Raw genomic sequence first — 17,914 nt, 5'->3', positions numbered from 1 at the left:
GCTCAGTGACCTTCCCGGTGATGATGGTGCTGCACCTTTTGGCCCGACACCAGCGCCACCGCGTGTTCCAAGGTCTTCGCGATGATCGCATCGACGGCGAGGCGCACGGCGTTGGGGCTGCCCGGCAGCGAGAAAACGACGGTCTTGCCGACGATGCCGGCCGTGGCGCGGGACAGAATGGCCCGGGGACCGATGCTGTCCCACGACAGACGTCGGAAGGCTTCACCAAAGCCGTCGAGGCGCTTGTCGAACATCGCGTCGAGCACCTCGTAGGTGTTGTCGCGGGGCGCGATGCCCGTCCCGCCTGAAAGGACGACCGCATCGATGCCCCCGTCGGCCAATCGGCGGACGAGCGTACTCACCTGGTCGGGATCGTCAGGAACGATGTGGTGCTCCACGACGGAAAAACCCGCGGCCAGAAGACGTTCGGCCAAGATTGTGCCAGACTCGTCCGTCTCCTTCGTGCGGGTATCACTCACCGTGACCGTTGCGATGCTTAACTTGCGTGTCTCGCTTGCCATGACCAAAGACCCTTCCCACAACTAGGTACGCACGCTACGCGTAGATCGAACCAGGCCTCTTGACCACGTCGTTTCATCTCCCCATCGCACCAGCCGCTCAGACCGAGCGCGCCCAACCTCGTGCCGTGCGTCTCTCGCTCACGGATCGGTGCGATCTGGCGTGCCTGTACTGCCGCCCGAACCGGCACGATGGGTACCTCGAGCGCCGGCTCGATCTCGATGCGTGGGCCACCATGGCGGCCGGGCTCGTTCGGGCCGGGGTGCGGAGGGTCCGGCTCACCGGCGGCGAGCCGCTGCTCCATCGCGATGTCGTGCAGGTCATCGAGCGCCTGGCCGCACTCCCGCTGGAAGACCTGGCGCTCACCACGAATGCCACGCGCCTCGCCAAGCTTGCGCGCCCGCTTCGGGACGCCGGCCTCCGGCGCATCACGGTGTCACTGGATACCTTGGACGCCGAGCGCTTTGCGCGGCTGACGCGCGGCGGGCACCTCGACACGGTGCTCGAAGGCATCGACGCCGCGTGTGCGGCCGGCTTCGACGAAGTGAAGCTCAATGCCGTCGTCCTCCGCGGTGAGAACGACGAGGAGCTGCCCGATCTTCTCCGCTATTCATGGGATCGCGGCATCGTGCCGCGTTTCCTCGAGGTGATGCTCATCGGCGAGGGCGCCACCATGCGCGACCGCGTCGTGCCCGCCGCCGAAATGCGCGAGCGACTCGCCGAGTGGCTCGTCGACGAGACGCCGGTGCGCGAGACCGACCGCGGCCCCGCGCGGTACGTGCGCGCCCGCCACGATGCACGGCTCAAGGTCGGCTTCATCAGCGGCACGAGCGACACCTATTGCAAGGGCTGCGACCGCCTTCGCGTCTCCAGCGACGGTACGCTGCGTCCGTGCCTGGCGACGAACGACGGCCTTTCCGCGGAAGACGCCGCACGCGCCGGCGATGCCATCCTCATCGACACCCTCGTGCACGAGGCCTGGAAGATGAAGCCCGACGGCGAGACGTTCCGCGGCTGCACCGAGGAAAGCGCCGCGACGGTTTCCATTCGGGCCATCGGCGGGTGAGACGGGCCAGGCGGGTGCGATGAGCGGCCACGACGAAACCTGCGGAGCCGAGCAAGCGCGTTTCTGGCGCGATGCGGATCTCGGGGGCACCGAGTTTCTGCTGGCGCGCTTCGTCTCGCATCGATTTTCGCCGCACTGCCACGACGAATACGCCATCGGCATGATCGAACGCGGCGTGGAAGCGTACCGCTACCGCGGGCACAATCGCGTGGCGGAGGCCGGCGAAATGGTCGTCGTCGAACCGGGCGAGGCGCACACCGGCGAGCCGGGCGCGCCCGATGGCTGGCAGTACCGCATGTTCTACATTCCGACGCACCTGTTCGAACGGGCCGCGGAGGCGGCGGGGAAAACGGGGCTGCCGCACTTCGGAAAGACCGTGATCAACGATCCCGAGGTCGCGTCGGCGATGCGCGCGATGCACGTGGCCTCGCAGCACGGCGAGCCGCAGCTCGAACGCGAGTCGCGCTTCGCGGGGCTGCTCACCACGTTGGTCGAGCGCTACGCGGAGGGCGTGCTCGTGCTGCCGCGGCACCCCGCGCGGGCATCTGCAGGGGTGCGCCGCGCGATCGAGCTGGCGGAGACCAGCTACGCGGAGCCGCTCACCTTGGGCGAGCTGGCGCACGCGGCGGGGCTCTCCAGTTTTCACTTCGCGCGTCAGTTCGCCGATGCCACGGGCATGAGCCCGCATCGGTACGTGGTGCAGCGGCGGGTCGTCGAAGCGTGCCGCTTGCTGCGCGCGCGATCGAGCCCTGCCGAGGTGGCCATGCAGGTCGGGTTCGCCGACCAGGCCCACATGACGCGACATTTCAAGCGAACCATGGGTGTGACCCCGGCGCGATTCGCGGGGCGCTAGGCACCGCACGAACGTTCAAGACCCGGGACGCAGGGATCCACACCATGGACTGCGATGACCCGATGGAACGAGTTTCTGCTCGGCGTGCGGCGCGAGCTGCCCATGCAGCTGGGCGTGGTCCCCTTTGGCATGATCTACGGTGTGCTCGCCGTGCAGTCGGGCATGTCGCCGCTCGCGGCGCAACTCTCGTCGTCGATCGTGTTCGCCGGCTCGGCGCAGCTGGTCATCGCGCAGATGCTCGCGGCGGGGGGCTCGCCGTTCGTGATCCTGCTCACGGCGATCATCTTGAACGTGCGCCACGTGCTCTACAGCGCCTCGCTGGGGCCGCACGTCGGCCGGCTTCCGCGAAGGTGGCGCCTGGCCCTCGCGTACCTGCTCACCGATGAAGCGTACGCCGTGGCCATCGGGCGGTACGTCGAGACGGCGGAGAAGCCACCGCAGCCCGACGAGCGTCATTGGCATTTTCTCGGGGCGGGGCTCACCCTGTGGTCCTTTTGGAACGCGTCGACGCTCCTCGGGGTGACGATGGGCGCGCAGCTTTCGCCGGCGTGGGGGCTGGATTTCGCGATTCCCCTCACCTTCGTCGCGCTCCTGGTGCCGTCGTTGGGCGATGGCCCGAGCCGCGTGGCCGCACTGTTCGGTGCCGTGGCGTCGGTGGTGCTGGTGGCCGTGCCGCTGAAGTTGGGGCTCTTCTGCGCGATGCTGGTCGGCATCGCCGCGGGGGCCATGTGGGAAGTCTTCATGGGCGGCCCGAAGCCGTCCGCGAATCCGGAGGGCACGCGCGCATGAATGGGACGTGGTTGACACTGTTCGCCGTGGGGGCGGCTACGTTCGCCTACCGGCTCTCGTGCATCGAGTTCGGTTCGAACCTCGAGGCCAGCGTGTTGGGCAATCCGCGCGTGAAGCGCCTGTTGCGGTTCGTGCCGCCGGCGGCCTTCGCGGCGCTGGTGGCGCCGGCCATCGTGGTGCGCGATGGCGCGCTGGTCACGAATCCGCTCGACCCGCGTTTGCTTGCGGCATTGGTCGCCCTGGTGTGCGCGCTGGCCACGCGCAGCGTGCTACTCACCCTGACTTCGGGCATGCTCGCGCTTCACGCCGTTCGCTTTCTTCTTGGGGGCTGACGCGATGGCAGACGGCCACGCGTCGAGCGCGCGGCGTGCGATGGCCTCCAGGTCTTCGCGGCTCGCGCCGTCGCGGGCTTGCACGGCGATGCCCTGGATGACCGCGCCGTAGAACTTCGCCAGCTCCGCGGCGTTCGTGTCGGCGGGCAGCTCGCCCTGCTCGATGCCGCGCACGATGCGATCGCACAGGATTTTCTCGCTCGCGCGACGCTTGTCGCGCAGCGCTTTTTCGACGTCCTGCGAGTCGGCGCAACAGTTCGTGGCCGCGAGCACGATGAAGCAGCCCGCAGGGTGCTCGGGGTTGGTCGACGATTCCGCCAAGAAGGCGAAACAGCGTTCGAACGCTTGCTTCGCCGTGCACCCCTCGTCCTGAAGGGCTCGCAGAGACAGCAGGCCGTGTTGGCGCTCGTAGAGTGCGACCGCCTCGAGGAACAGGTCTTTCTTGCTGCCGAAGGCGGCGTACAGGCTCGGGGGCGTGATCTTCATGGCCGCCGTCAGCTCGGCGACCGACGTGGCGTCGTACCCACTGCGCCAAAACAGGTCCAACGCCGCCTCGAGTGCGGCCGCTCGATCGAACGAAAGCGGTCGTCCCCGCGTGCGATCCGATTTCATAGTGTTCACTATATATTCACCTTGACGGGTTGCTAGGGGTTCCTTACCGTAGCGATCACTATGAAATTCAATTTCGCGGTCGGCCTCATCGCGTTCTCTCTCTCCACGGCGCTTTTCGGATGTGCCGAGCCGAGGCCGGTGGTGAACACGGCCTCGACCTCGTCCTCCAAGGTCGCCGCGCCCGCCCCCGCGAACGAGGCCCTCGCACGGCGGGTCGATGCGGTGCTCGACGCGGCCGTCGCCGAAGGCCGCATCGTCGGCAGCGTGACCATCGTGGCCAAGGACGGCGTGATCGTTTACCGCCGGGCTGCAGGTTTCGCCGACCGCGAGGGCCACGTGCCCATGCGCGAGGACACGCCGTTCCGCCTGGCCTCGGCGACCAAGCCCATCGTGACCGCCACAGTGCTCGCGCTGGTCGATCGCGGCGCGCTCAACCTGGACGATCCGGTGACGAAGTACCTGCCGAGCTTTCGCCCGCACCTCGCCGACGGCCGCGTGCCGGTCATCACGGTGCGGCAGCTGGTGACGCACACGTCGGGCTTGAACTATGGCTTTTTCGAGCCCAAGGGCGAGGGCCCGTACCACCGCGAGCGCGTCTCCGACGGGTTGGATCAACCGGGCCTTTCGATCGAGGAGAACCTTGCGCGCCTCGGCCGCGCGCCATTGCTCTTCGAGCCGGGCACGAAGTGGAACTACTCCCTGGGCATCGACGTGCTCGGTGCGGTCATCGCGAAGGCCGGCGGCGCACCGCTCCCCGACGTGGTCGCGCGCCTCGTCACCGGCCCGCTAGGAATGGACGCTTCGTTCTCGCCCCCCGCCGATCACGCGCGCCTCGCAGTGCCATACGCCGATGGCAATCCGCGTGCGACGCGCATGGCCGATCCGCAGCCGGTCTCGCTCTTCGACGGCATCGTGACCTTCTCGCCGTCGCGCGTTTTCGACGCGCGCTCCTACGCTTCCGGCGGCGCCGGCATGGTCGGCACCGCCGACGCGTACATCAAGTTCCTCGAGGCCGTGCGCACCGGCGCAAGCACCATGCTACGCCCCGCGAGCGCCGCCTCGATGACCACGAACCAAGTTGGCAATCTGGAGGCCCTGCAAAGCGGCGGCAAATGGGGATTCTCCTATGGCTTCGCCGTCTTGAAGACGCCCGACGCCGGCAACCCCGCCCACCCGGGCACATTGCAGTGGGGCGGCGCCTGGGGCCACAATTACTACATCGACCCTGCCGAAAAGCTCAGCGTCGTCGTCCTGACGAATACCGCCTTCGCCGGCATGATCGGCGCATTCCCCGACGCCATGCGGAATGCGGTTTACGGTACGAAGTGAACCGCTAAAGCCACCAGCTTCCGACGTTGATCGGAATGGCGTCGAATGGCTCGATGCGAGCTTCGGTCTCATCGCCCCAGACCCCCAATTCGACCCACCGCGACGATTCGAGTCGATACGCCGTCAAGGTTCGCGCCTCCAAGTCGATGAGCCAATGGTAGTTGACCCCTACGCGGGCATAGTAGGGCTTCTTGATGAGCACATCATGGCGACGCGTAGTGGGCGACAGGATCTCGCAGACCCAATCGGGAACGACGTTGATCGCCGTGTCCTTCGGAAGAACCGGCAGCCGCTCACGCCGCCAACCTGCCACATCGGGAGATACCTCGGGCGTATTCGGCAGCTCGATGCCCGGCTCGGTCAGGATCCACCATCCACCAGGACCACCACGACCGCCATCGAAGGGCCCTCTTAGCTCACTTCCAACGGCAAGGGTGGTGTGTTGATGTTGCGCACGAGGGCGCGTCATCGTGTAAAGGACCCCCTCGATGATCTCGCCCTTGATGTCGGGCGGCAGCGCGTCGAGATCGGCTAGGGTCGGTACTTTGCGCGCAGGATCCATGAGCTCGTGCTTCAGGGTACGACGAGTTCAGGCGAAACGCGAGCCGCCGCGTTCAATGTGCAGCGGCTTGGCCATATCCAACTTTGAAGACGCGGCCGCCGCTGTCGTCGGAGAAGTAGAGCGCGGAGTCGGGCCCTTGCCGCACGTCGACCGGGCGCGCGTCCCATGACCCTTGGATCATCCGGCCGGTGCCGTCCTTCTGCCCGACGATGGGCTCGACCGAGACGATGGTGTCGTTCTCCACGTGGGCTCGAGCCAGCAGCCGTCCCACGGCGGGCGAGCGATTCCACGAGCCGTGGACGGCGATGATGAAGTCGCCCGCAAAGGGCAACGAGGTGCCCGTGTAACGCACGATGCCGAGCGGAGCCCAGTGGGCGGGCATCACGAACGCGGGTGGGTGCACGTTGTTTCGATCGGCGCACCATGCATCGGTCTTTTGCAATGCATCGGGCATCGAGGGATCGGCCCACTCGGTTCCTGGTCCCTTGCCCGTCGAAACGGCATATTCGCTGTAGCAATAGGGATATCCAAAGAACGACGCCCCGTTGCCGTCGACCACGTTGATCTCTTCGCCGGGGTTGTCGGTGTGAATGTCGCCACCGAAGTCCGGATCGGCGAGATTGTCGCGCCCATTCTCCACGCCCCAGAGGCGATCTTGCGCGTCGATGTAGAGACCGACCTCGTTGCGCATTCCATCCGCGGCTACTTCGCCCGATGCGTAGTCGATGCCACCCGACGGGAGAGCCTCGGGAATCGTGAACCTTCGCACCTGCGCGCGCGTCGCCATGTTGGTCGTATCGATGTTTTCCGCAGACCCAACATTGACGTAAAGCCGCCCCCGCGAATCGAACACCAAGGTGCGCGAGCTATGCGATCCGCCGCCAGGTATGCCCTGGACCACGACCTCCGCGGCGCCGTTCGCCTGCCTCGAGCCGGGGGTATATGCCCATCGGTACACCGTCGTATCGCTCGAGGCGTACACGAAGCGCCCATCTCGGGAGAACGCGAGGCCATGATTCAACCCCGGCGCCGCACCGAAAGGGCTTTGCTCGTTCGCCTCGCTCGTCCCGCTCCCGTCGGCATCCCACAATGCGATGATGCGCCCATTGTTGACGAACAGGTCCCCATTGGGCGCAAAGGCCATCTGCCGCACCTCCCCCAACCCCGAGGCAAAGGTGTGCACACACAGCTTCGGATCGGAGACCCACGCATCATCCTGCACGGGCCCCGCACAATTCGTCGACGCGGACCCACCGCCACCCGGCGAGTCCGACGAACTGCATCCGGCAAACGCCATGAAAAGAGCCCCAGGCAAGGCAAGGAAGATGGCTCTCGACTTCATTCGAACCATCTTAGCTCACGCCCTGCCGAAGGCCTGGGCTCACATTGGAACTTGGTCTGCAGTTGGCGCGGACGGCGCATCGGCGATGTCCAGGCCCACCAGCTTCATCAAGATGAGCGCATTGGAACTTTGCACGACGCCTTCGCGGAGTTTGTAGTCGAAGGTCATTTTGTCGCCGGTGACTTGTTCCTGGAAATGTACGTTCCGCACCGCGTGGGGCAATTCGGTTTCCAGATCGGCAATGCCCAAGTCGTGGGTCGAGACTGCGCCCATGGCTTTGTACGCCACCAATTTGCGCACGATGGATCGGGCGCCAATCAAACGCTCGCGGGTGTTCGTCCCGTGGAGAATCTCGTCCAATAGGAACAACACGGTGCGCTCGCCGCGCGACATGTCGACGACCATCTTGAGACGCTGCAGCTCGGCGTAGAAGTGTGAGACGCCTTCGGCCAAAGAGTCGCGCACGCGCATGCTGGTGACCACGCGCAAATCGCCAATCACCAGCGACTGCGCGCACACCGGGGCGCCGGCCAAGGCCAATACGGCATTGATGCCCACCGCGCGCAGCAACGTCGACTTGCCCGACATGTTCGAGCCCGTGACCAAGAGCACGCTGCCGGGGTGCTCCAGGACCACGTCGTTGTCGACGCGCTTCGAGGACACGATGAGCGGATGCCCGAGCCCCCTCGCATCCAAATGCGACACGTTCGACAAAGTCGGCCAGGCGAACTCCGGGTGATCGTGCGCGAGCGCCGCGAAGCTCGATAGCGCCTCCACTTCACCCAACGTGGACAACCACGTGCGGGCGCTCGTACCGGCGCGCAAACGCCATCGCTCCAGGGCCACGGCGCAGTTGAAATCCCACAATAACAATGGCCCCATCGTCAAACGGAATAACGCGTTTTCGCGCGCGCCCACGAACGACAGAATGCGCCCGAGGCGCCCCATTTCGTGCGTGGCGCTGGTGCCTGTCGATGACAATCTCTTTTTGCACTGCACGAGCAGCGGCGCCTCGAAGGACTGCCCCTCCACCGCAGCGAGCATTTCCGCAAAGCGCGAAAAGCCGCCCTCCATCGAATTGACCGACCCGACGATGCGCCCGACGACCGCGCGCTTCGGCGACACGATGATCCATTGAAGGATCAACAACCCGACCCAAATGCCCGACGGCAACGATTTCGCAAAGACGAGCGACGCCGTCGTCAAAATCGGAAGAGCCTTGGCCGCGAGCACCAGGATTGGACTCGCCTCGAGCGGGGCCGCGCCGCCCGCCCACGTGAGAAACGGTTCCGGATCCGGCTTCTCCTCGCCGAGGATCGCGCCGGTGGCCGAAAGCCCCTCGCGGAAGGCGTGGCGGCCCGCGAGGTCGCGTGCGGCCTCCTGGCGCTCACGCACTCCATTGGGAAAATCGCTCCCCGCGCCTTTGAGCCACGCCGCGAGGTGCGCGGAGCCGAAGCGCGTCTCGGTCAGATTCAAAAACCGGTAAAGCGAATTGGGACCAAAGATGTCCAGGTCCCCTGCGTACGGGTGATTCGGCGTGGCAAACTCCTCACCGCTCGCCCCGTGCTCGTTCCACTTGCCCTCGAGCCGCGCCAAACCGCGCTCGTGAAAGCGCAGTGCCGCCTCGACCAGGTCTTTTTTCGTTTGAAGCCGGCCGTGCGCCACCCAGAGCACGACGAAGCTCATCACCAACAGGAACTCGACACCCCAGAAGATGCTCGGAAGAGGCATCCAGACGATGACGCAGATGAACACGACCCAGGCGACGCCCGCGATGGTCGTGAGCATCCCCATGGATCGCGAGCGCAACTCCAACGCCGCGATCTCGCGCGTGCGTGCCGCTTTCCCCGCCTCGTACACGTCTCGTGCCTGCATTTGGCCGCGAGGCTACTCGATCGAGCGGTGCTACTCGAGCATGGAAAACGTGACAGCCTGGACGCGACGCGCCTCGGCATCGACGAGCAGAACGCCGTCGACATCGAAGGCGATGCGGTACTCCAGGAGCTGGCGGCGGGTGGCCGCCGTATCGATGCGCGGGGCGAGCTTGCCGGTTTTCACCTCGGCCACGAAGCGCGCGCCCTTTTTCTGGACGAGATAATCGGCGCGAAGGCCGACGGTGAACGGTTCGCGGTCGATCCAGACCACGTATTTGGCGGCGATTTGTGTGCCCAATATTTCGTAGCCGAGCTCGGACAGCCACTCGGCGGCGTCCGCCTCGCCCGCAAGCGCGCGGGAAGCGCGCGTGCGGGCACGAAGGCGGCGGAACCACGCGCCGGCTGCTCGAAGGACACCGTGAACGAGCAGGCCGGCAAAAAGGAATAGGGATAAGGCAAGGAAGGCAAGCGAACGCCCGTCGAGGTCTAGGGGGGAATGGCTACGCGACGAGGCGGGGGCTTGAGGGACGTGCATGACGAGATGGACCAGCAGGCTGCGAAGGCCGCTCGCGGGCGGGCTTCAACGAGGTGTTGAAGCATGCGACGGCCATGGCGAAGCCGGACGCGGTGAGGCGAATCCGGCCATCGGGAGAGATTTCCACCAGCTCCGCGCGCTCGAGGGCACGGAGCGTGGGTCGAAAGGCGGCAGGCCAGCCCTCGCCAGCGCGACCGCGAACACGGAGGTGTTCGGCCACGCAGAGCAGCAGCTGGCCCACGTCCGCCGGGGAGCGATCGCGGGCGAAGTCGAAGAGAACGCGCAGTACGGGGATCGCAAAGGGAATGTCCATGCGAGGTACCCTACTCGTGACCCTGAACAGGTGTCCAGTATGCCGTTCTCTTTTTGTCGATTCAGCGGTTTTTCCCTGGGTTTACTTCACTCCTAGCTCATGGAACAGGAAACCCATCTCGTCGGCCAACTCTTCGACCACTTTGCTCGTGGGCTTGCCGGCGCCATGGCCCGCCTTGCTCTCGACCCGCACCAAAATCGGGCGGTCCGCCGCCGCACCCGCCTGCTGAGCCTCCTGCATGCGTGCCGCCATCTTGCGGGCGTGCATCGGATCGACCCGGGCGTCGCTCTCGGCGGTGGTGAACAGCATCGCCGGGTAGCGGGTGCCGTCTTTCACGTGGTGGTACGGGGAGTACGCGTACAGCACCTTGAACTGGTCGGCGTTGGCGGGATCGCCATACTCCGGGATCCAAGCCTGCGCGATGCGGTAGTGCGTGTAGCGCACCATGTCGGTGAGCGGCACCAGCGACAGGCCGGCGCGGTAAAGCTCCGGCCGCTGCGTGGCCACCGTCGCGGTGAGCAGGCCACCGTTGGAGCCCCCCGCGATGCCCAGATGCGCCGGGTTCGAGATCTTCTGCGCCACCATCTCCTCGGCGCACGCAATGAAGTCGTCGAACACGTTCTGCTTGTTCGCGAGCATCCCCGCCTTGTGCCAGTCCTCGCCGAACTCCCCGCCCCCGCGCAGCACCGTGAAGACCCACACGCCGCCGTGCCGCACGGTGAGCAGCGCGCGCGCACTGAACGCCGGCGTCATGTTGATGTTGAAGCCGCCATAGCCCCAGAGCACCGTCGGCGTCTCCCCGTTCTTCGCGAGGTTCTCGCCCGCGACCACGAACATGGGGACCTTGGTGCCGTCCTTGGAGGTCGCGTGCATCAACGTCACGTTGATCTTTTCACCGGCGAACTTCTCCCCCACCCGGTCCCAGAGTTCGACCTTGTTCGTCTTCAGGTCGACCCGGGAAACCTGCGTCGGGGTGGCGTACGAGTAGAAGTTGAAGAACATCTCGTCGCCTTCGTACGGTCCGCTCACGCTCGCGGTGCCAATGCCCGGAAGCGGAATCGCCCCCTTCGATTTGCCGTTGATGTCGAAGCGCTCGATCCGTGTGGACGCATCGTGCAGGTACGTGGCCACGAGGTGCTTGCCGATGATGGAGACGTCGGTGAGCACGTCCGCGCCCTCGACGATGAGCTCTTTCCAGTGCGTGCGATCCGGCGTTTTGTAGTCGACCGCGAAGAGCCGGTAGCGCGGCGCCCCATCGTTCGTATGGATGTAGAGCCGGTCGTCGCGCGCGATGGCGTCGAAGAGCGCCTCGGTCTTCACCGCGACCTCGACCCATTTGCCGGCGGTCTTGCCCTTGGCCTCGAGATCCTGCAGGTACACCTCGCTCTTGGCCCAGCCCTGGTGCACCGTCACCACCAGCCAGCGGCCGTTGGGCGAGATGCTCAGGGAGGGCGTGTCCGTCTTCTCGCGACCTGCACCGAAGACGAGCACGTCGGACTTGGGGTCCGTGCCGATGACGTGCTTGAACACCTTGGAATAATATTTCTCGTCACCCGGCGGCACCGAACCCGGCTCGGGATGGCGAGTGTAATAGAATGCCTTGTTTCCCGGCACCCAGGCCACCGAAGCGTAGCGTGTGTACGGGATGCGATCGGGCAGGTCTTTCCCCGTCTTCACGTCGCGGACGATGAGCGTGCTCTCCTCGCTGCCGTTCTCGCTCATGCCCCAGGCGACGAACTTGCCGTCGCGTGAGGGGTACCACCAGTCGATGGCGTTGGTGCCGTCGGCGGAGAGGGCCGACGCGTCGATCAGCACCCGATCGGGACCGCCCACCTTGTCGCGCACGTACAGCGTCGGCTGGTTTTGCTCGCCCTCGCGCTTCGTGTGAAAGTAGCGGCGCTCGCCGGGAATGGCCACCGCCACGTACGGAGCGTCCACGTTGCCGATGTGAATCAGTTCGGCGATCTCGCGCTTGAGTGCTTCGCGCGAAGGAACGGCATCGAGAAACTGACGCGTCTTCGCATTCTGTTGATCGGTCCACGCCTTCACCTCGGGCGAGTCGCCATTTTCGAGCGCGCGGAAAGGATCTTCGACGGTCACGCCGTGCAAGGTCTCGGTCACGGATCCGGGGTGCGGCAAGCGAGTGGTCCTTTCGGTGGATGCATCCGCCTGCGGCGCGATGGCTTGCTCGGGATGCGCGGGCGCAGGCTCGCCTCCGCAGGCGCCGAGGAGCATGGCACCTGTACCGTACATGCCGAGAAGGAGCATCGATGTGGGACGGATGAAACGCATGGCGTGGCATCCTCGCTCAGCTCTTCGATGCGGAGTAGACCTTTGTTCGCATCTCAAGGAAGATTCCACGATGATTCTTCTTCGCGGTGCCGCAGCCTTGCTTTTTGCCTTCGCGTTCGGCTCGCACCTCGACCCGTGCAGTAAGCTCGGCATCCGGGCCGAAAAACCCGGGGAAAATGCGCCCGTGAGCGGAAGCGCCGTCGTAGCATCCGGAGCGCCCATGTCGGCGGAGCAGGTCTCCATCGAAGAGGCGAAAAAGCTTTGCGCGAGCGGAGATTGCCTCACCGCGCACGATCGCATTCACATCGCCTTTCCGCCCAATGCGCCGTTTCGGCAGACCGCCGAGTTCAAAACCATCGAAAACCAATGGGCCAAGGCGGCCATCGACGGCGCGGCAAGCGATCCCGACGTGGCGGCGCGGCGCAAGGTTCTCGAGGAGGTGATGGCCTCCACCGTCGTCGATGCGCCCTACAAAACGCAGGCACGCGATACCTTGGCCAAGCTCCCGGCGGGCCAAGCCGCGAACACCGACCCGGACGCGAGCGCGGCAGATGCATCATCGGCCGACGCGGGGGATGCGAAATCCAAAGAGAAAGACAAGGACCGCGGGCACCGACATCGTTCGCGCTCGCGAGAGGAGAAGTGAGGAGACGTGACGCGTCCACTATTCGTACTTTCGAACGACGACGGCCATACGAGCCGCGGCATCCGCACCATGCGCGATGCGCTTTCCGAAGTTGGCGACGTGGTGCTCATCGCACCGGAGACCGAGCAGAGTGCCTCGAGCCACGCCTTGACGTTGCACCGCCCGCTGCGCCTTCGCGAGGTCGAATCGGGCATTTTCGCGGTGGATGGCACGCCCGCCGACTGCATTTACGTGGCACTGCACGCCGGCACGCGCGTGCTACCCCGCCCGCCCGACGTGGTGGTCTCGGGGCTCAATCATGGCCTCAACCTCGGGCAAGACGTCTTTTACTCGGGCACCGTCGCCGCCGCGCGCGAGGGTGCGCTGCAGGGCATTCCGGCATTGGCCACCAGCGCGCACACCGGCGCGGACTTCGAGACGGCCTGTCGGCTCTGCGCGCAGCTCGCACTGGGGCTCTACGGGTCACGGTCCGGCGTGGGGGTGGCCCCCTTGCTCTCGGTGAACGTGCCGCGCGAGTGGAATGGCCAGGTGGAGCCGTCGCGCCTGGGGATGCGCAAGTACGAAGAGCTGGTCGACTTCCGCAACGATCCCCGGGGTCGCGAGTATTTCTGGCTCGGAGGCCCTGGCGTGCGGCACGAGCACGCGCCAGGGACGGACACGGATGCGTTCGATCGCGGGTACGCGACCCTCACCGCACTCATGCTGGACTTGACCAACACGGCCTCCGGGGAGCTCGTCGATCGGCTATCATCCCCGTTCCGACAAGCGAAGGAGCGCTGAACGATGAGTGCCAAGAAGAAAACGCCCTCGGAGCACCCCGCATCGAACGAAGCCGCGGACCTCGCCGTGCCGCGCGATGCGCTCGCCTTCGCGATGTCGAAGATCCGCAACATCGCGGACTTCCCTAAGCCAGGCATCCTCTTCAAGGACATCACGCCGCTCTTGGCGAGCCCGCGTGCGTTTCACATCGTGCTCGATGCCATCGCGGAACGATTCATCGGCGAGCACATCGACGCCATCGTGGGCGTGGAGGCCCGGGGGTTCATCTTCGGCGGCGCCCTCGCCGCGCGCCTCAATGCGAGCTTCGTCCCCGCGCGCAAGCCGGGCAAGCTTCCCGCCGCCTGCGACGAGGTGCAGTACGAAACCGAGTACAGCGTGGCCACGTTGGAGATGCACAAGGGGTCCCTCGCCGAAGAAGCGCGCGTGGTCGTGGTGGACGACTTGCTCGCGACCGGTGGCACGGCAAAGGCCGCGGCCGAGCTGGTGCGCAAGCAAGGCGGATACGTGGTGGCCTATGCCTTTGCCGTCGAGCTCACGTTCCTCGGCGGGCGCGAACGGCTCATGCCCGTCAAAGTGGAGAGCGTGATTCAATATTGAGGGACACGCCGCGCCGCAGCCCGAGGGTGACCGCCGTCTTCTCGGGCACGCGGACCAGCGTGCGATAGATGTAACCGTTCGCACCGACGACGTCCTGCCCGTCCACGGAGGTGATCTCGTCGCCGACCTGAAGGCCCGCCTTGGCCGCGGGCCCGCCGGGCCGCACCACGCTCACCACCCAACGCGCCTGCTGAAGGTCGGCTTCCGGCGCCATTTCCTGCGTCTCGTAGCCCAAATCGCCGTGCTCTTGCCCGGGTGCAACGCGATTGCGCGGGACCCGCAGGGGGGGCAACTCGTTCGTGGTGCCGGCTTGGAGCGTGGCCGGAACGCGGACATCGCGCGAGTACTCCATCCTCGAACCAAAGTCGGGAAAGGCGACGACCACGACCTGTCCGACGGGGGCGTTGACCACCTCGAAGCGTCCCTCGGCGTCGCTGATGAATTTTCGTTCGCCCGCGGAGGAGTAGCTGACGCCGGCGGGCGCGCCCTTCGCGGCCTGCACGGCGACGACCATTCCGGCGATGGGCTGTCCGTTATCCATCGCGACGACGCGCCCGCGCGCCGTGGTGTTCTCGGTCATCTGCAAGCGCACGTCGCGTTTCGTCTGCCCTTGGTCGAGGTGGATGTCGGCCTCGGCGCGGCCGGACGGGGCTTCCGCGGCGACGTGGTAATCGCCCGCGGGCAGATCGCGCAGGGCAAAGGCGCCGGCGCTGCGGAAGTAGTTCTCGCGGCGCGAGAAACCCGATTTGGCGTCTTGGATGGCAATCGTGAACCGCTCGACGGGGCTGCCGTTGCTCGCCACGGAAGCACCCGAGATGGTTCCCGTCGCGCGGATGGTGAGCGTCACGTCGTCTCCGAGCCGCACCTTTTCGGCGATGGCTTCGCCCCCGCCCTTGCGGTACCCGCGCAGCACGTACGTGCCCGGTGAGAGCTTCTTCACCGCGAACGCGCCGTGGACATCCGTGAGCACCGATTCGCCGGACCACGACCAGCGCACATTGCGGCGGGTGTGGCCTGCGGCGTGGCTCGCGCTGTCCGACTCACGCTGCGCGTCGATGAAGGCGTCGGTCACCGGATGGCCGCCCTCGTCCACGACGCGTCCGTGGATCTCGCCGCGCCGGCTCTCCACGACGAGCTTCACGCGCGCCGCGGCATCCGCACGCACCGTGGTGGTGACACCTTGAACGTCGTCGTCTTTCGTTCTGGGTGCGCGCATCGCACTTTCCTTGTAGGTCCACACGCGGTAGTCGCCGGGGGGGAGATCCTTCACGACGAAGGACCCATCATCGACGCTCGCGGCATAGCCATAGCGACCGTTGCCCTGCGCTTGAATCTCGACGCCGGAGACGGGGGCGCCGTCGGCATCCACGATGGTGCCCTCGATCGTGCCGGTGGCGGGGTCGGCGACCGGCGGCGCCACCACGCGCACGCCATCCACGTCGCGATCGACTTTGACCACGGTTTGCGTCTTCGTCACGATACCTTTTCGAACGATGTCGATCGCGTAGGTGCCGGGCGAGAGGCCTTCGATCTGGAAGGTGCCATCGCTCGCGACCTTCGCGCTCTCGGAGGCGCCGCGCACCCGCGGATTGCTCGTTTGGGCGGTTGCGGAAACGTGTTCCGCCGTCGCGGGCCGGCCCGTCGTGTCGACCAACGTTCCACGAAGGGTCGATTCTGCGCTCACCTTCCACGTCACGCCGGCGATGTCGTCCTTGGTCACGACCAGCGGCTCGAACGTCGTGTTCTGCCAGCTGCTCTTGCAGAACACGCCTATCTCGTACCTGCCGGGAAGCAGCCCTTCGAGGCGCACGCTCCCGTCCTCTTGGGTCTGCCCGCCGTGCGAATCTTTGCTCGTGGTCTCCGTGGCTTGGACCGACCCAGGATGGCACCCGCGTCCGTCCGCGAACACGAGCCGGCCGGTCACCGTGGCCGTGGGGTGCACCTCGATGCGCAAATCGCTGGCCGTTTCGCCCAAGCCGAGAAGAACGCTCTCCGCGGCGACGCCCCACGTCTGCGGCGTTCGGGCCTCCGCCTTGTAACGCCCGGGCGCGAGCTGCGAAATGCGAAAGCGCCCTTCCACGTCGGAGGTGGCCGTGTACGCACCCGAGCCGCTCATGACGAAGCGTGCCAGATCGCCCGAAGGGTTGGCCGCGACGCGCGCCCCCGCCACGGGGTTCCCCGTCGCAGCCTCCACCACGCGTCCCTCGAGCACGGATTCCGGCGTCAGGCCCACCTCGATGAATTGGCCCGGTGCAACACCTCCGCTCGACCCGGGCGCATATCCATCGGCCGAGGCATCCGCCACGATGCGCCCCGGAGGGAGCCATGCGTGCCACTCGCCCTGCTCCCCGCTGCGCGTGAAGGTCCTTCCGCCATCGCTATTGGCATCCGAGGAATAAAGGCCGACCAAGGCCCCCGCAACGGGCCCACCCGAGATGTCCACGACGCGGCCCCGCACCTCGACCCCACCGGACGCCAGGACCAGATTGACGTTCTGGCGGTTCTCGCCAGCCTTCAACAGGAGGTCGTCCTGCTCGCGCCATCGCGCGGGCGCGTAGTTCGGCGCCGAGGCATTCACCTCGTACTTGGCAGCGTGGAGCTCGCCCAGGCGGTAACTGCCGTTGGTCGCGGTGAGCGTGCACCGAGGCTCGCGGAAATCGCCCGAAAAGATGAATACGCACACCGAAGCGCCAACGACGGGCGCCCCCTTCGCATCGGTGACTCGTCCGGATATCGCCCCATGCGCCGGTCCTGTCTCATCGATAGCCTGTACCGTCGGGCTACCGCTCGAGGCGCTGGATGCGGGCACGTCGCCGACGCTCAACGCATCCGGACGGCGAAGAAAGACGATTGCGCCAATTAGAAATATCGACACAAGCAGTCCAATGAAGACATTACGCATCGAATCTGAAGCAGTCATCGTGCTTTAGACGGGCGCCATACGAATCGCATTCCAGCGCAATCCGTGTTAACGCATTTCGAATGAGGGGATACCAAATCATCGGAGCACTCGTTGTCGCCTTTGCATCGCCGTGCCTCGTGGGCACGGCGTCCGCTTCGGCGTGCGATGATTCGTGCCGCATTCGCGCGGCCGACGCCTATGTCCGCGCACTCGTTTCCCACGATGCGCGCGATGTTCCTTTTGCCGACGACGCGCGGCGCATCGAAAATGGTCTTCTCACGGGCTGCTCGGGCGACGACATCCGCGTTCAGCTCGAGCACGGGCCACACTATTGGTTCATCCAACGTATTTACGACGTACGATGGTCGGTCATCGGGAATGAAGTCCAGGGCACGTACCTGCTGGACGCCTCCCTACCGGCAATTCCCATCCGCCTCGCCACAGTGCAGATCACCGAGCGTTTCGTCGTGTCCGACGACGGGCGAATTCGCTTCATCGAGGCGAGCATTCGTTGAAAAAAAAAAAGAGGGCGCACCTGGGTGCACCCTCTTTCTCGTTTTTCGCGAAACGA

At 65.8% G+C, this 17,914-nt stretch carries 18 protein-coding genes; 9 read left to right on the top strand and 9 right to left on the bottom strand.

Going from position 1 to position 17,914, the window contains the following annotated elements; all coding sequences use genetic code 11:
- Nucleotides 1–2 precede the first annotated feature (2 nt).
- Nucleotides 3–521, bottom strand: a complete 519-nt coding sequence (locus LVJ94_11490) for a molybdenum cofactor biosynthesis protein MoaB (GenBank protein WXB07852.1) — start codon at nt 519–521, stop codon at nt 3–5.
- 125 nt (nt 522–646) lie between these two features.
- Between LVJ94_11490 and moaA the strand changes: the two genes are divergently transcribed.
- Genes moaA through LVJ94_11470 form a run of 4 tightly spaced genes read left to right on the top strand, consistent with a single transcriptional unit; the run spans nt 647 to nt 3,559 of the window.
- The gene (gene moaA, locus LVJ94_11485) at nt 647–1,585 is read left to right on the top strand and encodes a GTP 3',8-cyclase MoaA (protein ID WXB07851.1); all 939 of its coding nucleotides are present in this window, start codon (nt 647–649) and stop codon (nt 1,583–1,585) included.
- A gap of 19 nt (nt 1,586–1,604) precedes the next feature.
- On the top strand, nt 1,605–2,438 hold the full coding sequence (locus LVJ94_11480) for an AraC family transcriptional regulator (protein ID WXB07850.1): 834 nt from the start codon (nt 1,605–1,607) through the stop codon (nt 2,436–2,438).
- Between the two features lie 54 nt (nt 2,439–2,492).
- Entirely contained in the window at nt 2,493–3,227 is a 735-nt protein-coding gene (locus LVJ94_11475) for an AzlC family ABC transporter permease (GenBank protein WXB07849.1), read from the top strand.
- The gene (locus tag LVJ94_11470; GenBank protein WXB07848.1) at nt 3,224–3,559 is read left to right on the top strand and encodes an AzlD domain-containing protein; all 336 of its coding nucleotides are present in this window, start codon (nt 3,224–3,226) and stop codon (nt 3,557–3,559) included. Before LVJ94_11475 ends, LVJ94_11470 begins: the two co-directional genes overlap by 4 nt.
- Here LVJ94_11470 and LVJ94_11465 read toward each other — a convergent pair.
- Nucleotides 3,497–4,171 (bottom strand): TetR/AcrR family transcriptional regulator, encoded by a 675-nt coding sequence (locus tag LVJ94_11465; protein WXB07847.1) that lies wholly within the window; start codon nt 4,169–4,171, stop codon nt 3,497–3,499. The two genes, LVJ94_11470 and LVJ94_11465, sit on opposite strands and share 63 nt — an antisense overlap.
- Before the next feature lie 60 nt (nt 4,172–4,231).
- Here LVJ94_11465 and LVJ94_11460 point away from each other — a divergent pair, with 60 nt between their 5' ends.
- Nucleotides 4,232–5,500 carry a beta-lactamase family protein gene (locus LVJ94_11460; protein WXB07846.1) on the top strand — a complete coding sequence of 423 codons (1,269 nt, stop codon included), beginning with the start codon at nt 4,232–4,234 and terminating at the stop codon, nt 5,498–5,500.
- A 4-nt stretch (nt 5,501–5,504) separates the two neighbouring features.
- Here LVJ94_11460 and LVJ94_11455 read toward each other — a convergent pair whose 3' ends face one another.
- From LVJ94_11455 to LVJ94_11430, 6 genes are all read right to left on the bottom strand, one after another.
- The gene (locus LVJ94_11455; protein WXB07845.1) at nt 5,505–6,062 is read right to left on the bottom strand and encodes a Uma2 family endonuclease; all 558 of its coding nucleotides are present in this window, start codon (nt 6,060–6,062) and stop codon (nt 5,505–5,507) included.
- Nucleotides 6,063–6,114: 52 nt separating this feature from the next.
- Nucleotides 6,115–7,404, bottom strand: a complete 1,290-nt coding sequence (locus LVJ94_11450; GenBank protein WXB07844.1) for a PQQ-dependent sugar dehydrogenase — start codon at nt 7,402–7,404, stop codon at nt 6,115–6,117.
- Nucleotides 7,405–7,443: 39 nt separating this feature from the next.
- Nucleotides 7,444–9,279, bottom strand: coding sequence for a MutS family DNA mismatch repair protein (locus LVJ94_11445; protein WXB07843.1), 1,836 nt, complete (start codon nt 9,277–9,279; stop codon nt 7,444–7,446).
- A gap of 30 nt (nt 9,280–9,309) precedes the next feature.
- Nucleotides 9,310–9,813, bottom strand: coding sequence for a hypothetical protein (locus tag LVJ94_11440; protein ID WXB07842.1), 504 nt, complete (start codon nt 9,811–9,813; stop codon nt 9,310–9,312).
- Nucleotides 9,779–10,126: a hypothetical protein gene (locus LVJ94_11435; GenBank protein ID WXB07841.1), complete on the bottom strand. Its 348-nt coding sequence runs from the start codon at nt 10,124–10,126 to the stop codon at nt 9,779–9,781. Before LVJ94_11435 ends, LVJ94_11440 begins: the two co-directional genes overlap by 35 nt.
- 81 nt (nt 10,127–10,207) lie before the next feature.
- Nucleotides 10,208–12,418, bottom strand: coding sequence for a prolyl oligopeptidase family serine peptidase (locus LVJ94_11430; protein ID WXB07840.1), 2,211 nt, complete (start codon nt 12,416–12,418; stop codon nt 10,208–10,210).
- Nucleotides 12,419–12,488: 70 nt separating this feature from the next.
- Between LVJ94_11430 and LVJ94_11425 the strand changes: the two genes are divergently transcribed.
- From LVJ94_11425 to LVJ94_11415, 3 genes are all read left to right on the top strand, one after another.
- Complete coding sequence (locus LVJ94_11425) at nt 12,489–13,064, top strand: hypothetical protein (protein ID WXB07839.1); 576 nt, start codon at nt 12,489–12,491, stop codon at nt 13,062–13,064.
- 6 nt (nt 13,065–13,070) lie between these two features.
- A complete protein-coding gene (gene surE / locus LVJ94_11420) occupies nt 13,071–13,844 on the top strand; it encodes a 5'/3'-nucleotidase SurE (protein ID WXB07838.1) in 774 nt (257 codons plus the stop codon).
- 93 nt (nt 13,845–13,937) lie between these two features.
- Nucleotides 13,938–14,441: an adenine phosphoribosyltransferase gene (locus tag LVJ94_11415; protein WXB10707.1), complete on the top strand. Its 504-nt coding sequence runs from the start codon at nt 13,938–13,940 to the stop codon at nt 14,439–14,441.
- Here the strand turns inward: LVJ94_11415 and LVJ94_11410 are convergent.
- Nucleotides 14,413–17,124, bottom strand: coding sequence for a carboxypeptidase regulatory-like domain-containing protein (locus LVJ94_11410; protein WXB07837.1), 2,712 nt, complete (start codon nt 17,122–17,124; stop codon nt 14,413–14,415). The two genes, LVJ94_11415 and LVJ94_11410, sit on opposite strands and share 29 nt — an antisense overlap.
- A gap of 299 nt (nt 17,125–17,423) precedes the next feature.
- On the opposite strand from LVJ94_11410, the gene LVJ94_11405 reads away from it, so the two are divergent.
- Nucleotides 17,424–17,858 carry a hypothetical protein gene (locus LVJ94_11405; protein ID WXB07836.1) on the top strand — a complete coding sequence of 145 codons (435 nt, stop codon included), beginning with the start codon at nt 17,424–17,426 and terminating at the stop codon, nt 17,856–17,858.
- Nucleotides 17,859–17,914 lie beyond the last annotated feature (56 nt).

The organism is Sorangiineae bacterium MSr11367 (genome assembly GCA_037157805.1).
GTDB lineage: Bacteria > Myxococcota_A > Polyangia > Polyangiales > Polyangiaceae > Pendulispora > Pendulispora rubella.
Note: the sequence above shows the minus strand (reverse complement) of the source record. Positions and strands in the feature narration are given on the sequence as shown.

Coding starts and splice junctions, on each gene's coding strand:
- LVJ94_11475 (WXB07849.1), top strand. CDS start 2,493: ATGACCCGATGGAACGAGTTTCTGCTCGGCGTGCGGCGCGAGCTGCCC.
- LVJ94_11440 (WXB07842.1), bottom strand. CDS start 9,813: ATGCACGTCCCTCAAGCCCCCGCCTCGTCGCGTAGCCATTCCCCCCTA.
- LVJ94_11470 (WXB07848.1), top strand. CDS start 3,224: ATGAATGGGACGTGGTTGACACTGTTCGCCGTGGGGGCGGCTACGTTC.
- LVJ94_11415 (WXB10707.1), top strand. CDS start 13,938: ATGTCGAAGATCCGCAACATCGCGGACTTCCCTAAGCCAGGCATCCTC.
- LVJ94_11490 (WXB07852.1), bottom strand. CDS start 521: ATGGCAAGCGAGACACGCAAGTTAAGCATCGCAACGGTCACGGTGAGT.
- LVJ94_11405 (WXB07836.1), top strand. CDS start 17,424: ATGAGGGGATACCAAATCATCGGAGCACTCGTTGTCGCCTTTGCATCG.
- LVJ94_11425 (WXB07839.1), top strand. CDS start 12,489: ATGATTCTTCTTCGCGGTGCCGCAGCCTTGCTTTTTGCCTTCGCGTTC.
- LVJ94_11465 (WXB07847.1), bottom strand. CDS start 4,171: ATGAAATCGGATCGCACGCGGGGACGACCGCTTTCGTTCGATCGAGCG.
- LVJ94_11435 (WXB07841.1), bottom strand. CDS start 10,126: ATGGACATTCCCTTTGCGATCCCCGTACTGCGCGTTCTCTTCGACTTC.
- LVJ94_11460 (WXB07846.1), top strand. CDS start 4,232: ATGAAATTCAATTTCGCGGTCGGCCTCATCGCGTTCTCTCTCTCCACG.
- LVJ94_11480 (WXB07850.1), top strand. CDS start 1,605: ATGAGCGGCCACGACGAAACCTGCGGAGCCGAGCAAGCGCGTTTCTGG.
- LVJ94_11450 (WXB07844.1), bottom strand. CDS start 7,404: ATGAAGTCGAGAGCCATCTTCCTTGCCTTGCCTGGGGCTCTTTTCATG.
- LVJ94_11445 (WXB07843.1), bottom strand. CDS start 9,279: ATGCAGGCACGAGACGTGTACGAGGCGGGGAAAGCGGCACGCACGCGC.
- LVJ94_11430 (WXB07840.1), bottom strand. CDS start 12,418: ATGCGTTTCATCCGTCCCACATCGATGCTCCTTCTCGGCATGTACGGT.
- LVJ94_11455 (WXB07845.1), bottom strand. CDS start 6,062: ATGGATCCTGCGCGCAAAGTACCGACCCTAGCCGATCTCGACGCGCTG.